This is a genomic window from Burkholderia stagnalis (genome assembly GCF_902830275.1).
Lineage (GTDB): Bacteria > Pseudomonadota > Gammaproteobacteria > Burkholderiales > Burkholderiaceae > Burkholderia > Burkholderia stagnalis.
On the sequence record NZ_CADESW010000019.1, the window covers coordinates 62,995 to 77,888 of the forward strand.

16 protein-coding genes are annotated in these 14,894 nt (G+C 66.2%); 2 read left to right on the top strand and 14 right to left on the bottom strand.

What is annotated here, in order from left to right; all coding sequences use genetic code 11:
• Window positions 1–107: 107 nt before the first annotated feature.
• The 12 genes from iscX to HWY45_RS27370 all read right to left on the bottom strand — a co-directional run bounded on the left by iscX (window position 108) and on the right by HWY45_RS27370 (window position 9,229).
• Complete coding sequence (gene iscX / locus HWY45_RS27315; RefSeq protein WP_059567520.1) at window positions 108–317, bottom strand: Fe-S cluster assembly protein IscX; 210 nt, start codon at window positions 315–317, stop codon at window positions 108–110.
• A gap of 16 nt (window positions 318–333) precedes the next feature.
• The gene (gene fdx / locus HWY45_RS27320) at window positions 334–675 is read right to left on the bottom strand and encodes an ISC system 2Fe-2S type ferredoxin (RefSeq protein WP_059567711.1); all 342 of its coding nucleotides are present in this window, start codon (window positions 673–675) and stop codon (window positions 334–336) included.
• Between the two features lie 87 nt (window positions 676–762).
• Window positions 763–2,631: a Fe-S protein assembly chaperone HscA gene (hscA, locus tag HWY45_RS27325; protein ID WP_059878992.1), complete on the bottom strand. Its 1,869-nt coding sequence runs from the start codon at window positions 2,629–2,631 to the stop codon at window positions 763–765.
• A gap of 55 nt (window positions 2,632–2,686) precedes the next feature.
• Window positions 2,687–3,214, bottom strand: a complete 528-nt coding sequence (gene hscB / locus HWY45_RS27330; protein ID WP_017331805.1) for a Fe-S protein assembly co-chaperone HscB — start codon at window positions 3,212–3,214, stop codon at window positions 2,687–2,689.
• A gap of 91 nt (window positions 3,215–3,305) precedes the next feature.
• Window positions 3,306–3,629 carry an iron-sulfur cluster assembly protein IscA gene (gene iscA, locus HWY45_RS27335; protein ID WP_011549461.1) on the bottom strand — a complete coding sequence of 108 codons (324 nt, stop codon included), beginning with the start codon at window positions 3,627–3,629 and terminating at the stop codon, window positions 3,306–3,308.
• 65 nt (window positions 3,630–3,694) lie between these two features.
• The gene (gene iscU, locus HWY45_RS27340) at window positions 3,695–4,102 is read right to left on the bottom strand and encodes a Fe-S cluster assembly scaffold IscU (RefSeq protein ID WP_059567523.1); all 408 of its coding nucleotides are present in this window, start codon (window positions 4,100–4,102) and stop codon (window positions 3,695–3,697) included.
• A gap of 56 nt (window positions 4,103–4,158) precedes the next feature.
• Window positions 4,159–5,382, bottom strand: a complete 1,224-nt coding sequence (locus HWY45_RS27345) for an IscS subfamily cysteine desulfurase (RefSeq protein WP_026044603.1) — start codon at window positions 5,380–5,382, stop codon at window positions 4,159–4,161.
• A 67-nt stretch (window positions 5,383–5,449) separates the two neighbouring features.
• Window positions 5,450–5,989: a Fe-S cluster assembly transcriptional regulator IscR gene (iscR, locus tag HWY45_RS27350; RefSeq protein WP_042584372.1), complete on the bottom strand. Its 540-nt coding sequence runs from the start codon at window positions 5,987–5,989 to the stop codon at window positions 5,450–5,452.
• Window positions 5,990–6,108: 119 nt separating this feature from the next.
• A complete protein-coding gene (locus tag HWY45_RS27355; RefSeq protein ID WP_059878989.1) occupies window positions 6,109–6,591 on the bottom strand; it encodes a low molecular weight protein-tyrosine-phosphatase in 483 nt (160 codons plus the stop codon).
• 102 nt (window positions 6,592–6,693) lie between these two features.
• Window positions 6,694–6,921: a hypothetical protein gene (locus HWY45_RS27360; RefSeq protein ID WP_034177994.1), complete on the bottom strand. Its 228-nt coding sequence runs from the start codon at window positions 6,919–6,921 to the stop codon at window positions 6,694–6,696.
• A gap of 137 nt (window positions 6,922–7,058) precedes the next feature.
• Complete coding sequence (locus HWY45_RS27365) at window positions 7,059–8,471, bottom strand: lactate utilization protein B (protein ID WP_059567527.1); 1,413 nt, start codon at window positions 8,469–8,471, stop codon at window positions 7,059–7,061.
• A gap of 35 nt (window positions 8,472–8,506) precedes the next feature.
• Entirely contained in the window at window positions 8,507–9,229 is a 723-nt protein-coding gene (locus HWY45_RS27370; RefSeq protein WP_059878987.1) for a (Fe-S)-binding protein, read from the bottom strand.
• Window positions 9,230–9,412: 183 nt separating this feature from the next.
• Between HWY45_RS27370 and HWY45_RS27375 the strand changes: the two genes are divergently transcribed.
• The gene (locus HWY45_RS27375; protein WP_059567532.1) at window positions 9,413–10,222 is read left to right on the top strand and encodes an IclR family transcriptional regulator; all 810 of its coding nucleotides are present in this window, start codon (window positions 9,413–9,415) and stop codon (window positions 10,220–10,222) included.
• A gap of 110 nt (window positions 10,223–10,332) precedes the next feature.
• Here HWY45_RS27375 and pbpG read toward each other — a convergent pair whose 3' ends face one another.
• Window positions 10,333–11,472, bottom strand: a complete 1,140-nt coding sequence (gene pbpG / locus HWY45_RS27380) for a D-alanyl-D-alanine endopeptidase (RefSeq protein ID WP_059567534.1) — start codon at window positions 11,470–11,472, stop codon at window positions 10,333–10,335.
• Window positions 11,473–12,125: 653 nt separating this feature from the next.
• Between pbpG and HWY45_RS27385 the strand changes: the two genes are divergently transcribed.
• On the top strand, window positions 12,126–12,692 hold the full coding sequence (locus HWY45_RS27385; protein WP_059878984.1) for a phasin family protein: 567 nt from the start codon (window positions 12,126–12,128) through the stop codon (window positions 12,690–12,692).
• A 193-nt stretch (window positions 12,693–12,885) separates the two neighbouring features.
• On the opposite strand, the gene lpdA is transcribed toward HWY45_RS27385, so the two are convergent.
• Window positions 12,886–14,640, bottom strand: a complete 1,755-nt coding sequence (gene lpdA / locus HWY45_RS27390) for a dihydrolipoyl dehydrogenase (protein WP_059878980.1) — start codon at window positions 14,638–14,640, stop codon at window positions 12,886–12,888.
• Window positions 14,641–14,894: the final 254 nt, after the last annotated feature.

Here is a 14,894-nt window from a genome sequence, read left to right on the forward strand (position 1 = left end):
CGCGCGTGATGCGCGGGCAGCGTGACGAAGCAACGAAAAACGGCTCGTGATCGCTCACGAGCCGTTTTTTCTTGCCGGGGCCGCGCGCACGATGCGGCGCGCGCCGTTCAGTCTTCGTCGTCGAAGTCGGATTCGTCGATCCAGTGCGCCTGGATCGCTTCGAGGATCTTCTCGCCGGAATGCTTCGGGTCGTCGCTGAACCCGTCGAGTTCGAGCACCCACTGACGCAGATCGACGAAGTTGATCCGCTGCGGATCGATGTCGGGATGCTTTTCCGCCAGCGCGATCGCGATCTCGCGCGAATCGGTCCATTTCATCGCCTGCCCTCCTCGGTCAGTGATTTTCCTTCGCATGGTTGATCGAGTACTTCGGAATCTCGACCACCAGGTCCGAATCTTCCTTCACGATCGCCTGGCACGACAGGCGCGACGTCGGCTCGAGGCCCCACGCCTTGTCCAGCAGATCGTCCTCGTCCTCCTCGGACGGCGTCAGGTCGTTGAAGCCCTCGCGGATCACTACGTGGCACGTCGTGCAGGCGCACGACTTCTCGCATGCGTGCTCGATCTCGATGCCGTGGTCGAGCAGGTTGTCGCAAATACTCTTGCCGGGCGTCGCGTCGATCACCGCGCCTTCCGGGCACAGTTCGACGTGAGGCAGCACTACCAGTTGAGGCATGTCCGTTCCGTCAGTCAGGTGCGGCAGGCTGCACCGCACGATTCATCATAACGCCGGCCGCAATCGGCCGGCATGCAAGTCGTTCGCTCAGATCTCGTCGAGCCGGCGGCCTGCCAGCGCGCGCTTGATGCTCTTGTCCATCCGGCGCGCGGCGAATTCGTCGGTGCCTTCGGCCAGCGCCTTGGTCGCCGCCTCGATCGCGTCCGTGTCGTCGCCCTGCGCGACCGTGCGCAGCGCCGCGACGCTCGCATCGACCTGTGCGCGCTCCGCCGCATCGAGCAGTTCGCCGTCGGCGGCGAGCGCCGCGTCCGTCGCCTCGAGCATCCGCTCGGCCTCGACCTGCGCCTCGCGCAGTGCACGCGCGCGCATGTCGACCTCGGCAGTCTTGAAGCTGTCCTCGAGCATCTTCGCGATGTCGTCGTCGGCGAGGCCGTACGACGGCTTCACGACGACCGACGCCTCGACGCCCGAGTGCTGCTCGCGCGCGAACACGGACAGCAGGCCGTCCGCATCGACCTGATAGGTCACGCGGATGCGCGCCGCGCCCGCCACCATCGGCGGGATGCCGCGCAGCTCGAAGCGCGCGAGCGACCGGCAGTCGGCGACGAGCTCGCGCTCGCCCTGCACGACGTGAATCGCCATCGCGGTCTGGCCGTCCTTGAAGGTCGTGAATTCCTGCGCGCGCGCGATTGGAATCGTCGAATTGCGCGGGATGATCTTCTCGACGAGGCCGCCCATCGTCTCGACGCCGAGCGATAGCGGGATCACGTCGAGCAGCAGCCAGTCGTCGCCGCCGCCGCGGTTGCCGGCCAGCAGGTCGGCCTGGATCGCCGCGCCCAGCGCGACCACCTGGTCCGGATCCAGATTGACGAGCGGCGGCTGGCCGAAATGCTTCGCGACGGCGTCGCGGATCACCGGCATGCGCGTCGCGCCACCGACCAGCACCACGCCCTTGATGTCGGCCGGCGCCACCTGCGCGTCGCGCAGCGCCTTGCGGGTCGGCGTCAGCGTGCGCTGCACGAGCGGCTCGACCAGCGCGGCGAAGGTGTCGTGCGTGACCGTCTGCGCAAGCGTCGCGCCGGTCGACAGCGTGACGTCGAGCGACGCCTGCGGCGCCGCCGACAGCGCTTCCTTCAGCACACGCACGCGGTCGAGCAGCAGGCGCACGTCTTCGGGCGCGAGCGTATTCGCGTCGATACCGGCCTGCGCGAGCACATGGCCGAACAGCGCGTGATCGAAATCGTCGCCGCCGAGCGCCGAATCGCCGCCTGCGGCGAGCACTTCGAACACGCCCTTCGTCAGTTTCAGGATCGACAGGTCGAACGTGCCGCCACCGAGGTCATAGACGGCGTACAGGCCTTCCGCCGCATTGTCGAGACCGTAGGCGATCGCCGCCGCGGTCGGCTCGTTCAGGAGACGCAGCACATTCAGGCCGGCGAGCCGCGCGGCGTCCTTGGTCGCCTGGCGCTGCGCGTCGTCGAAATAGGCCGGCACCGTGATCACCGCGCCGACCAGGTCGTCGCCGAGCGTATCTTCGGCGCGCTGGCGCAGCGTCGCGAGGATCTCGGCCGACACCTCGACCGGGCTCTTCACGCCGTCGACGGTGCGGATCTGCACCATGCCCGGCGCGTCGACGAATTCGTACGGTGCATTCGCCGCGCCTTCGACCTCGGCCTTGCCGCGGCCCATGAAGCGCTTGACCGACACGATCGTGTTGAGCGGATCGGTTGCGGCCTGTTCCTTCGCTTCGTGGCCGATGCGGCGGCCGCCCTTCTCCAGGTAACGCACCACCGACGGCAGCAGCACGCGGCCTGCGTCGTCCGGCAGCACTTCCGGCACGCTGTTGCGCACGGCCGCGACGAGCGAGTTCGTCGTGCCGAGGTCGATCCCGACGGCAAGCCGCCGCTGGTGCGGCGCCGGCGCCATGCCCGGTTCGGAAATTTGCAGTAAAGCCATCTTGGTTCGTTCGGGCGCTCACGCCCGTTTGCTGCGCATGCCGCGAGGCACGCGGTTAATGTTCGAGACGCTCGATCTGCGCGCTCACTTCCGACGCGACCCGCTCGATGAACATCAGCTGGCGCACCGCCTCGGCGGCGGCCTGGTCGGCGCCGCTGTCGAGCAGCGTGCCGAGGCGCGCGAGCCGTGCGCGCTTCTCGTCGCGCAGTTCGGCCAGCAGCGCGTCGAGCGCATCGACGTTGCGCGCCGCGGCGGCATCCTCGATGCCTTCGCGCCACTCCATCTGCTGCATCAGGAACGCCGGCTCCATCGCGGTGTTGTTCTCCGCGCCGATGTCCACGCCGCGCAGCGACAACAGGTAGGTCGCCCGCTTCAGCGGATCGCGCAGCGTCCGGTATGCCTCGTTCGCACGGGTCGCCCATTGCATCGCGATGCGCTTCTGCGCGTCGCCGGCCGCCGCGAAGCGGTCCGGATGCACCTGCGTCTGCACGGCTCGGTACGCGGTGTCGAGCGCCGCGTCGTCGAGCGCGAATTGCGCCGGCAGGTGGAACAGGTCGAAGTGGCTGTCTTTCAGCGAGACCATCGTCGCGTTCAATCCCAATTCGTCGCGCGGCGAACGCCGCGCATTAAAAAGGCGGCCTGTGCCGCCTCTTGCCCGCATCGCGCGGAACCCGTCACACGCGGAACGATTCGCCGCAGCCGCATTCGTCCTTCACGTTGGGGTTGTTGAACTTGAACCCCTCGTTCAGGCCTTCGCGCGCGAAATCCAGTTCGGTGCCGTCGATGTACGCGAGGCTCTTCGGATCGACGACGACCTTCACGCCATGGCTTTCGAACACCTGATCCTCGGGCGCGAGGTCATCGACATACTCGAGCTTGTACGCAAGGCCGGAGCACCCGGTCGTGCGAACGCCGAGCCGCAGGCCCACCCCCTTGCCGCGCCGGACCAGGTACTTCTGGACGTGCTGTGCTGCTTTTTCGGTCAGTGTAATTGCCATGATGTCCTTGCCGCGGCGCATCGATCGCGATGCGCCGCGCTCCAGCTAAGTCGCTCGATGCCCGCTCAGGCCGCTGCCTGATCGCCTTCCGCGCCGTCGTGGCGCTTCTTGTAGTCGGCCACCGCCGCCTTGATCGCATCTTCCGCGAGGATCGAGCAGTGGATCTTCACCGGCGGCAGCGCCAGCTCTTCGGCGATCTGCGTGTTCTTGATGGCGAGCGCCTCGTCGAGCGTCTTGCCCTTCACCCACTCGGTCACGAGCGAGCTCGACGCGATCGCCGAGCCGCAACCGTAGGTCTTGAACTTTGCGTCTTCGATCACGCCGTCCGCGCCCACGCGGATCTGCAGCTTCATCACGTCGCCGCAGGCCGGCGCGCCGACCATGCCGGTGCCGACTGCGTCGTCGTCCTTCGCGAACGAGCCGACGTTGCGCGGGTTTTCGTAGTGATCCAGAACCTTGTTGCTGTAAGACATGACTCAGACTCCTTGACTCGTTGCGTCTGCGTGCGCCAATCCGCCCGCGAATGTGTTTAGTGCGCGGCCCATTCGATCGTCGACAGATCGATGCCTTCCTGGTGCATTTCCCAAAGCGGCGACAGTTCGCGCAGCTTCGCGATCTTGCTGTTCAGCAGATTGACCACGTAGTCCACCTCCTGCTCCGTCGTGAAGCGGCCGACCGTGAAGCGGATCGAGCTGTGCGCGAGTTCGTCGTTGCGGCCGAGCGCACGCAGCACGTACGACGGCTCCAGCGACGCCGACGTGCACGCGGAGCCCGACGACACCGCGACGTCCTTGATCGCCATGATCAGCGACTCGCCTTCGACGAAGTTGAAGCTGATGTTCAGGTTGTGCGGAATGCGGTGCTCCATGTCACCGTTCACGTACGTTTCCTCGATCTGCGACAGGCCGCGCAGCAGCTTGTCGCGCAGCATGCGGATGCGCTCGTTCTCGGTCGCCATTTCCGCCTTGGCGATGCGGAACGCTTCGCCCATGCCGACGATCTGGTGCGTCGGCAGCGTGCCCGAGCGCATGCCGCGCTCGTGGCCGCCGCCGTGCATCTGCGCCTCGATGCGCACGCGCGGCTTGCGGCGCACGTACAGCGCGCCGATGCCCTTCGGGCCGTAGGTCTTGTGCGCCGAGAACGACATCAGGTCGACCTTCAGCTTTGCGAGGTCGATCTCGACCTTGCCGGTCGATTGCGCCGCATCGACGTGGAACACGATGCCCTTCTCACGGCAGATCTCGCCGATCGACTCGATGTCCTGGATCACGCCGATCTCGTTGTTGACGTGCATCACCGACACGAGGATCGTGTCCGGGCGAAGCGCCGCCTTGAACGCGTCGAGATCGACCAGGCCGTTGTCCTTCACGTCCAGGTACGTGACTTCGAAGCCGTCGCGCTCGAGCTCGCGGCAAGTGTCGAGCACGGCCTTGTGCTCGGTCTTCACCGTGATGATGTGCTTGCCCTTGCCCTTGTAGAAGTTCGCGGCGCCCTTGATCGCGAGGTTGTCCGATTCGGTCGCGCCGGAAGTCCAGATGATCTCGCGCGGATCGGCGTTCACGAGTGCGGCCACCTGTTCGCGCGCCTCTTCGACGGCACGCTCCGCATCCCAGCCGTACGCGTGACTGCGCGACGCCGGGTTGCCGAACTGCTCGCGCAGATACGGCACCATCTTGTCGACCACGCGCGGGTCAACCGGCGTCGTCGCGCTGTAATCCATGTAGATGGGCAGGTGGAGAGTCTCTTGGGTCATCTGTCGCTCCGGGTATTCTGTGCAGGGACGTTGTGCGTTGTAGGGTATCGGCGGGCCGCGTTCGCGGTCACGAGCTCGCGATGTTGAACACCGAATTCGGGCCGAGCGGCATCGTGCGCACCGGCTCGGCGGGCGCGGCGACGGGCTCCGGCGCGCGCCGGTCGCGCAGCACCGCGGGCGCGCCTTCGCGCGTGCGCTGCTGATCGACGAGATCCTGCAGCGACACCGAATCGAGGTATTCGACCATTTTCTGATTGAGGGTCGCCCACAGCTCGTGCGTCATGCAGTGGCCGTCGGGCTGCTTCGAGCCGTCGCACGTGCCCTTGCCGCCGCACTGCGTCGCGTCGAGCGGTTCGTCGACGGCAATGATGATGTCGGCAACGGTGACGTCCTGCGCGCGGCGCGCGAGGTTGTAGCCGCCGCCCGGCCCGCGCACGGACTCGACGATTTCATGCCTGCGCAGCTTGCCGAACAGCTGTTCGAGGTACGAGAGCGAAATCCGCTGGCGCTGGCTGATGCCTGCAAGCGTCACCGGGCCCTGCTCCTGGCGCAGTGCCAAGTCAATCATCGCTGTAACGGCGAAACGACCTTTGGTGGTGAGTCTCATGGTGTAAGGGGACCGCAATCTTGACGATTTTGGTCAAGTATAAATATTTGACGATTTTAGTCAAGTATCCATGTCTCTGACAGGGTATTCGCGAAGCGGCTAACGAAAACCTCGGAACGTCAGCGCGGCACGCGCTGGCGCAGCGTATCGAGCAGGCCGCGGCACGCGGCCTCGCATTGGTCGAGCACCTGCTCGAAGCCCTGCGCGCCGCCGAAATAAGGGTCGGCGACTTCGGATTCCGCCGCCCCGGGCGCGAACTCCATCAGCAGCCGCACCTTGTCGCGATGCTCGGCGGGGCAACGGCGGTGCAGTTCCGCGAAATTCGCGCCATCCATCGCGAGCAGCAGGTCGAAGCGCTCGAAATCCGCCCCGCTCACCTGCCGTGCCCGCAGCGCCGACAGGTCGTAGCCGCGCGTGCGCGCGGCTGCCTGCGCCCGGCTGTCGGGTGCCTCGCCGACATGCCAGTCGCCGGTGCCGGCCGAATCGACGTCGATCCGGTCGGCCAGCCCGGCGGCCTCCACCTGATGGCGCATCACGCCCTCGGCGGTGGGAGAACGGCAGATGTTGCCGAGACAGACGAAACAGATCGCAACGCGGGTCATCGCACTACCGGAAAACCGCGGCGAGCCGCGCAATCGGGGGAAGGCGCCATTATACAAAGGCGCCCGGAATCTCGCCGCCGCGCAACGCGACGGCGAACTGCGCTACAGCGCCTTCGGCGCGGCGAGCACGACGTCGCCGGCTGCGGCAGGCAGCGGCCGCGCCGCGTCGCCGACGAGCCCGAACGACACGGTGCGCGCCAGTTCGGCCGATGCCTGGTCGACCTCGAGCGGCCCCCGCGACGGCGCGGCGCCGACGGCATGCAGATACGCGGCAGCCGCAAGCGGCACCACGATCGCCAACGGCCAGTACATCGATATTCTCTTTTTCATGATGCGACCTCCTTGACCTGATGCCCCGGAAACCCACTCCCGGGGACTACAGGGCAGATTCTATAGATCGCATCTATCAGGATAAATACGCAAATAGCGAACTCAGTGTTGCGGCCGGATGAACAGTCGCGCGACGTTCAGCCGAGATGGCTGCGCGACGCCGCGTAGAGCTCGCGGAACGTGCGGCCCGTCGGCACCGGCAGGTCGCGCGTATCCATCCAGCCGCCCATCATCGGCAGGCGCCGCAGCATCCCCCCGCCGCCGCCGAGCCGCTCGAGGATGCGCACCATCAGCTTCGTCGTCAGCGCATAGAGCGTCGGGCGGCGCGCGACGAAGCCCCACGCGGCGAGCGCCGCGCGTTCGCGCCACGGCCGCAGGTGCCGTTCGACCTGCTTCTCGCGCAGCGTGCGCAGCAGGTGCGACAGCGGGATGCCGACCGGACACACGCTGTCGCACTCGCCGCACAGCGTCGCCGCCTGCGGCAGGTCGAGCGTGCGCTCGAGGCCGACGTAGCTCGGCGTCAGCACCGAGCCCATCGGCCCCGGATAGACCCAGCCATACGTGTGGCCGCCGACCTTCTGGTAGACCGGGCAATGGTTCATGCACGCGCCGCAGCGGATGCAGCGCAGCATCTCCTGGAACTCGCCGCCGATCAGGCCCGTGCGGCCGCCGTCGACGAGCACCACGTACATGTGCTCCGGGCCGTCCTCGTCGCCCGGCCCGCGCGGGCCGGTCAGCAGCGAGAAATAGTTCGACGTCTTCTGGCCGGTCGCCGAGCGCGGCAGCAGGCGCATCGCGGTCGAGAGATCCTCGAGCGTCGGCAGCACCTTCTCGATGCCGGTCACCGCGACGTGCACGCGCGGCATCACCGTGCACATCCCCTCGTTGCCCTCGTTCGTCACGAGCACGACCGAGCCCGTCTCGGCGATCACGAAGTTGCCGCCCGTCACGCCCATGTCCGCCGACAGGAAATGCGGGCGCAGCACCTCGCGGGCCTCGCGCGTCATCTCCGGGATCTCGGTCAGCCGCTCGCGATGGTGGGTGCGCGCGAACAGGTCGGCGATCTCGTCCTTGTCCTTGTGCACGACGGGCGCAATGATGTGGCTCGGCGGCTCGTTGTCGTTGATCTGCAGGATGTACTCGCCGAGATCCGTCTCGATCGACTGCACGCCCATCTCGCCGAGCACCGCGTTCAGGCGCATTTCCTCGGACACCATCGACTTGGTCTTGATGACCTTCTTCACGTCGTGGCGGCGCGCGATGTCGGCGACGAGCCGCGCGGCGTCGGCCGTCGATTCCGCGAACAGCACGGTCGTGCCGCGCCGCGCCGCCTCGCGCTCGAACGCCTCGAGCCACACGTCGAGGTTCTCGAGCGCGCGGTTGCGGCGCGCCTTGAGCGCGGCGCGCGTCGCCGGGAAGTCGATCTGCGTGATCGCGTCGGCGCGCGCGGATACGAACTTCGCCGACAGCTTCTTCAGGTTCTGCTGCAGGCGCTGGTCGGCGAGCTTCTGGCCGGCGCGCGCCTTGAAATGCATCGATTGGACTTGCATCGCGGTATCGGGGGAAATGTGAGCGGAACCGGGCGTCAGACGTCGCCCGCCAGCACCTGCGCGATGTGCAGCACGCGCGTGTCGCGGTCGCCGGTGCGGCGCAACCGCCCTTCGATGTTCAGCATGCAGCCGAGATCGCCGAGCACGACGGCGCCCGCGCACGACGCGCGCACGTTCGCGCATTTCTCGTCGGCGATCGCTGCGGAGATGTCGCCGTACTTGACCGCGAACGTGCCGCCGAAGCCGCAGCAGTGCTCGCAATCCTTCATCTCGGCCACCGCGACGCCGCGCTGCGCGAGCAGCGCGCGCGGCTGCGCCTTCACGCCGAGCTCGCGCAGCCCCGAGCACGAATCGTGGTACGTGACCGGGCCCGCGAATTCGCCCCGCTCGAGCGTGACCTTCGCGACGGTCGCGAGGAAGTCGGTCAGCTCGTAGACCTTCTGCTGGAACCGCGAGAAACGCCCCATCATTTCAGGATCGTCGCGGAACAGGTCGCCGTAGTGCGCGCGGATCATGCCGCCGCACGACCCCGACGGCGCGACGACGTAGTCGAACTGCTCGAACTCGCGCAGCGTCTTTTCGGCGAGGTCGCGTGCGAGCGCGCGATCGCCCGAGTTGTAGGCCGGCTGGCCGCAGCAGGTTTGCGCGGGCGGCACGATCACCTCGAAACCCGCGTCGCGGATCAGCTTGAGCGCGGAAAAACCGATCTCGGGACGCATCAGATCGACCAGACAGGTCACGAACAAACCGACTCGCATAGGCGCTCCTTCGAGAAAACGGCTCTCATTATCCGCCGTTTGCCCGGCAAGACCAACGCCGGCGCACGCGGGCAACCCACCGGAAACGGATGCGAGGACTTCCTCGAACGCCGTTCGCTTTTTTCACGATACGAGATACAATCGTCGCAATAGCGCTTGCCGCATCAACCGATTCCCCCCGACATGACCAACCCGACCCCGGACTCCAAAACGTCGATCCAGGTGATCGAACGCATGATGAGGCTGCTGGATGCACTCGCCGAGCACAGCGACCCCGTGAGCCTGAAGGAGCTGGCGCAGCGCACCGAGCTGCACCCGTCTACCGCGCACCGCATCCTCAACGACATGGTGACCTGCCGCCTCGTCGACCGCTCCGATCCGGGCACGTACCGGCTCGGCATGCGGCTGCTCGAGCTCGGCAACCTCGTGAAGGCGCGCCTGTCGGTGCGCGACGCGGCGCTGATGCCGATGCGCGAGCTGCATCGCCTCACCGGGCAGACCGTGAACCTGTCGGTGCGACAGGGCGACGAGATCGTCTATATCGAGCGCGCGTATTCGGAGCGCTCCGGGATGCAGGTCGTGCGCGCGATCGGCGGCCGCGCGCCGCTGCACCTGACGTCGGTCGGCAAGCTGTTCCTCGCGGCCGACGAGACGTCGCGGGTGCGCGCGTATGCGACGCGCACGGGGCTCGCGGGCCACACGCAGAACAGCATCACCGACATCGCGAAACTCGAGCGCGAGCTGACGATCGTGCGCCAGCAGTCGTGCGCGCGCGACAACGAGGAACTTGAGCTCGGCGTGCGCTGCATCGCGGCCGGCATCTACGACGACTCGGGCAAGCTCGTCGCGGGCCTGTCGCTGTCGGCGCCGGCCGACCGGCTGCAGGACGCGTGGCTCGGCCAGCTGAGCCGCACCGCGCTGACGATTTCGGAATCGCTCGGCTACCGGCCGGAGAACACGAAGGAACTGGACGGCCTGCAGCGCCAGGCCTGAGCCGCCGCGGCACGATCCGCCGGACGAAAAAAAGCCCCGCGATTGCGGGGCTTTTTGTTGGCATGGGCGCTGACTTCGGCCCGGCGACGGCGCACCGCCGCTGAACCGGATCAGGTGCCGCCGTTCGGCGCGTTGGCCGCCGTCAGGCGCTCGCCGCCGCCGTTGTCGAGCCAGTTGCGCAGCCGCGCGGCATCCGCGAAACGCGAGTACTTGCCGTACGAATCGAGCAGCACGATGACCATCGGACGGTTGTGGATCGTCGCCTGCATCACGAGGCATTCGCCCGCCTCGTTGATGAAGCCGGTCTTCTGCAGGCCGATGTCCCACGTGTTGTTGCCGCGGATCAGCGCGTTCGTGCTGTTGTAGGCCAGGTTCCGCTTGCCCGTGTACACCTCGTAGCTGCGGTCCGTCGAGAACTTGCGGATCATCGGATACTGGTACGCCGCGTTGACCATCTTCACGAGGTCGCGCGCGCTCGACACGTTCTGGCTCGACAGCCCGGTCGAATTCTCGAAGTGCGTGTCGGTCATGCCGAGCGTCTTCGCCTTCGCGTTCATCGCCGCGATGAACGCCGGACGGCCGCCCGGGTAGTAGCGCGACATCGACGCCGCCGCGCGGTTCTCCGACGCCATCAGCGCGATGTGCAGCATGTCCTCGCGCGACAGCACCGAGCCGACCGACAGGCGCGAGCCCGTGCCCTTCTCGTAGTCGCGGTCTTCGTCGGTGACTTCGATCTGGTCGGTCAGCGGCAGCTTCGAGTCGAGCACGACCATCGCCGTCATCAGCTTGGTGATCGACGCGATCGGCACGACGGCATGCGAATTCTTGTCGAACAGCGGCTCGCCGGTGTTCTGGTCGACGACATATGCGACGCTCGAACGCAGCGCGAGCGCATCGGGCGTGTCGTGCAGGCCGAATGCCTGGCCGACAGACGGCTGGCGCGGCTGGAACGCGACCCGGCGCACGGCGCCATGGTGGCCGCGCACGTTCGCGGCGAGCGTCGCGCGCTTGCGCGCGGACTTGGCACGCGGCGCCTCGGCGTTGGCGGACGCCGATTTCACCGACTTCTTCGCGGACGACGAAGCAGTCGCTTTCTTCTTGGCGGCTTGTTGGGACTTCGCAGTGGCGGCAAAGGCGTCAGCGGGCGCAACGGTGGCGGTGGCCGCGAACAAGGCGACGGCAACCGACACCGCTGTGCCGAGCGCCATGCTCTGCAACATTCTGCGCGGTGAAAACGATTCGGCTTTCATTGGGGTCTGGACAAAGCGGGGGAGGTTTCCGCAAGTGTAGTTAAGGCTGAAAAAATAAGCAATATTAGGCACTTACCGATCGTCTTTAAACCGGATTGTAAGCGTCGCCGAACATTAGCTCGATCGACTCCCCTGCCCCCATCGAAAAAAATCATGACGGAGGCACAGCCCCACAGTGCTCGTCTCCCGATTACCACGCGGTTAATTGAGATAACGTCACTTTCAGGGCGATTTAAAGCGGGGAAACTACGTATCCGGCGCTCGGAGCGGCTGCGGCGCGCGTTCCGCGTCACGGCGAAGGCACATCGCCGCAGTCGCGTCGGAACGGCGCGCTTTTCGACAAGAACATGATCACAACGTTCCACCCCCCTGTCAGGTTTACTTGTGCGCGATGTTGGTGCGCCGCATGCGCCGGGCGGCCCTGCGCAACATGTGGGACAGCCACTGAAACCGTTTCCGAAAAGCTCAACTAACCCGTTGTTTTGTCGATAAATTGTCGGCATTGTGCATCGCACAAAAAATGCTTGACATCGGCTTGTTCTGCCCTAAAATAGGTTCCATTGCTGCGTTGCACAAAGCACGCGCATCCGAAGTTCCCCTGCGTAGTGCCCTTTATCCTTGCGATCGACGCGATCGCTTTTCAGGAGCATGACATGTCCTTGCTGACCCCGGAGCAAATCGCCGCCGCACAGAAAGCCAACCTCGAGAGCCTGTTCGGTCTGACGACCAAGGCATTCGAAGGCGTCGAAAAGCTGATCGAACTCAACCTGCAAGTCGTGAAGTCGACGCTCGCGGAATCGCAAGAAAACGCCCAGCGCCTGCTGTCGGTGAAGGATGCGCAGGAACTGATCGCGCTGCAGACGAGCCTCGCGCAGCCGGTCGCGGAAAAGGTGCTGTCGTACGGCCGTCACGTGTACGAAATCGCATCGGCGACGCAAGCCGAGTTCGCGAAGGTCGCGGAAGCGCAGTTCGAAGAGCAGAACAAGAAGGTCCAGGCCCTCGTCGACAACGTCGCGAAGAACGCGCCGGCCGGTTCGGAAACGGCTGTCGCCGCGCTGAAGTCGGCGCTGAACGCCGCGAACACGACGTACGAAACGGTGCAGAAGGCTGCCAAGCAAGCAGTCGAGATCGCCGAAACGAACTTCAACGCCGCCGCCGCCGTCGCGACGAAGGCTGCCAGCGCAGCGGCTTCGCGCCGTTCGAGCAAGCCGGCCGCGTAAGCGTCCGTCGCTCCCGAAAAGCCGCGCCCAGCGCGGCTTTTTCTTTTTGGGGTGCGATAACCGATAGCCGGCCGTGGCGCACGGCCCTGCTTCCACGCCGTCGCGCACAAAAAGCAACGCCGCTTCCCGGTGCCCCGGAAAGCGGCGTTGTTCATGGCCGGCGCGGACCGCCGGCCATGGCTGCTGCGGCGCGTTACTTCTTGCGCTGCGGCGGCAGGTCCGTGCAGACGCCTTCGTACAGTTCGGCCGCCATGCCGACCGATTCGCCGAGCGTCGGGTGCGGATGGATCGTCTTGCCGATGTCCTCGGCGTCCGCGCCCATCTCGACGGCCAGGCACACTTCGCTGATCAGGTCGCCCGCGTTCAGGCCGACGATGCCGCCGCCGATCACGCGATGGGTTTCCTCGTCGAAGATCAGCTTCGTGAAGCCTTCGTCGCGGCCGTTCGCGATCGCGCGGCCCGACGCGGCCCACGGGAACACGGCCTTGCCGTACTTGATGCCTTCGGCCTTGCACTGCTCTTCCGTCTTGCCGGCCCACGCCACTTCCGGATCGGTGTAGGCCACCGACGGGATCTGCAGCGCGTCGAAGTACGCCTTCTCGCCGTGCGCCGCTTCCGCCGCGACGTGGCCTTCGTGCACGGCCTTGTGCGCGAGCATCGGCTGGCCGACGATGTCGCCGATCGCGAAGATGTGCGGGACGTTCGTGCGCATCTGCTTGTCGACTTCGATGAAGCCGCGGTCCGTGACGGCGACGCCGGCCTTGTCGGCGCCGATCTTCTTGCCGTTCGGGCTGCGGCCGACCGCGACCAGCACGAGGTCGTAGCGCTGCGGTTCCGCCGGCGCCTTCTCGCCCTCGAACTTCACGTAGATGCCGTCTTCCTTCGCTTCCGCGCCGACCGTCTTGGTCTTCAGCATCACGTTGCCGAAGCGCTTCGCGTTGTACTTCTCCCAGACCTTGACGAGATCGCGGTCCGCGCCGTTCATCAGGACGTCGAGCATTTCGACGACGTCGATCTCGGCGCCGAGCGTCGAGTAGACCGTCGCCATTTCGAGGCCGATGATGCCGCCGCCGATCACGAGCATCCGCTTCGGCTGCTGGCGCAGCTCGAGCGCGCCGGTCGAATCGACGATGCGCGGGTCGTCCGGCAGGAACGGCAGCTTCACCGATTGCGAGCCGGCCGCGATGATTGCCTGCTTGAACCTGACGACCTTCTTGCCGCCCTCGCCCTGCACTTCCATGTGATGCGGATCGACGAACGTGCCGACGCCCGTCACGACTTCGACCTTGCGCGCCTTCGCCATGCCGGCGAGGCCCGTCGTCAGCTTCTTGACGACGCCGGACTTGAAGTCGCGCAGCTTGTCGAGGTTGACTTCGGGCTTGCCGAACGTGATGCCGTGCGCGGCGAGCGCTTCCGCCTCTTCGACGACGAGCGCGGTATGCAGGAGCGCCTTCGACGGGATGCAGCCGACGTTCAGGCACACGCCGCCGAGCGTCGAATAGCGTTCGACGAGCACCGTCTTCATGCCGAGGTCGGCTGCGCGGAACGCGGCCGAGTAACCGCCGGGGCCGGCGCCGAGCACGAGCATGTCGCACTCGATGTCGGCCGTGCCGCCGAAGCTGCCTGCTTGCGGCGCCGGGGCCGGCGCGGCGGCGGGCGCAGCCGCGGCCGGCTTCGCCGGTTCGGCGGGCTTCGCGGGTGCGGCGGCGCCTGCTGCTTCGACGAGCGCGATCACCGTGCCCTGCGAGACCTTGTCGCCGGCCTTGACCTTGATTTCCTTCACGGTGCCGGCGATGTCGCTCGGCACTTCCATGGATGCCTTGTCCGATTCGAGCGTGATGAGCGTCTGCTCTTTTTCGATCGCGTCGCCCGGCTGGACGTTGATTTCGATGACTTCGACGCCGCTGAAATCGCCGATATCCGGAACCTTGACTTCGATGAGACTCATGTACGTCCCCTTCTTGTTTAGCTGCTGACAGACGGAGGGAAACCCGCGAGATGAACCTGACTACGGCTTGACTGGAGAACGGGGACATGGGCAGGACCACCTTTGCCGTCCGCCCAAGGACGCGCCTTTCTTTTGGTTACTTTTCTTTGGAAGACAAAGAAAAGTGACCGCCGCCCCGCGCAGGGGCGACGCCAATAGACCGTTAGCAAAACAGGTTCAACGACGAGGCGTGGCCAACCGACACAAGACCCACA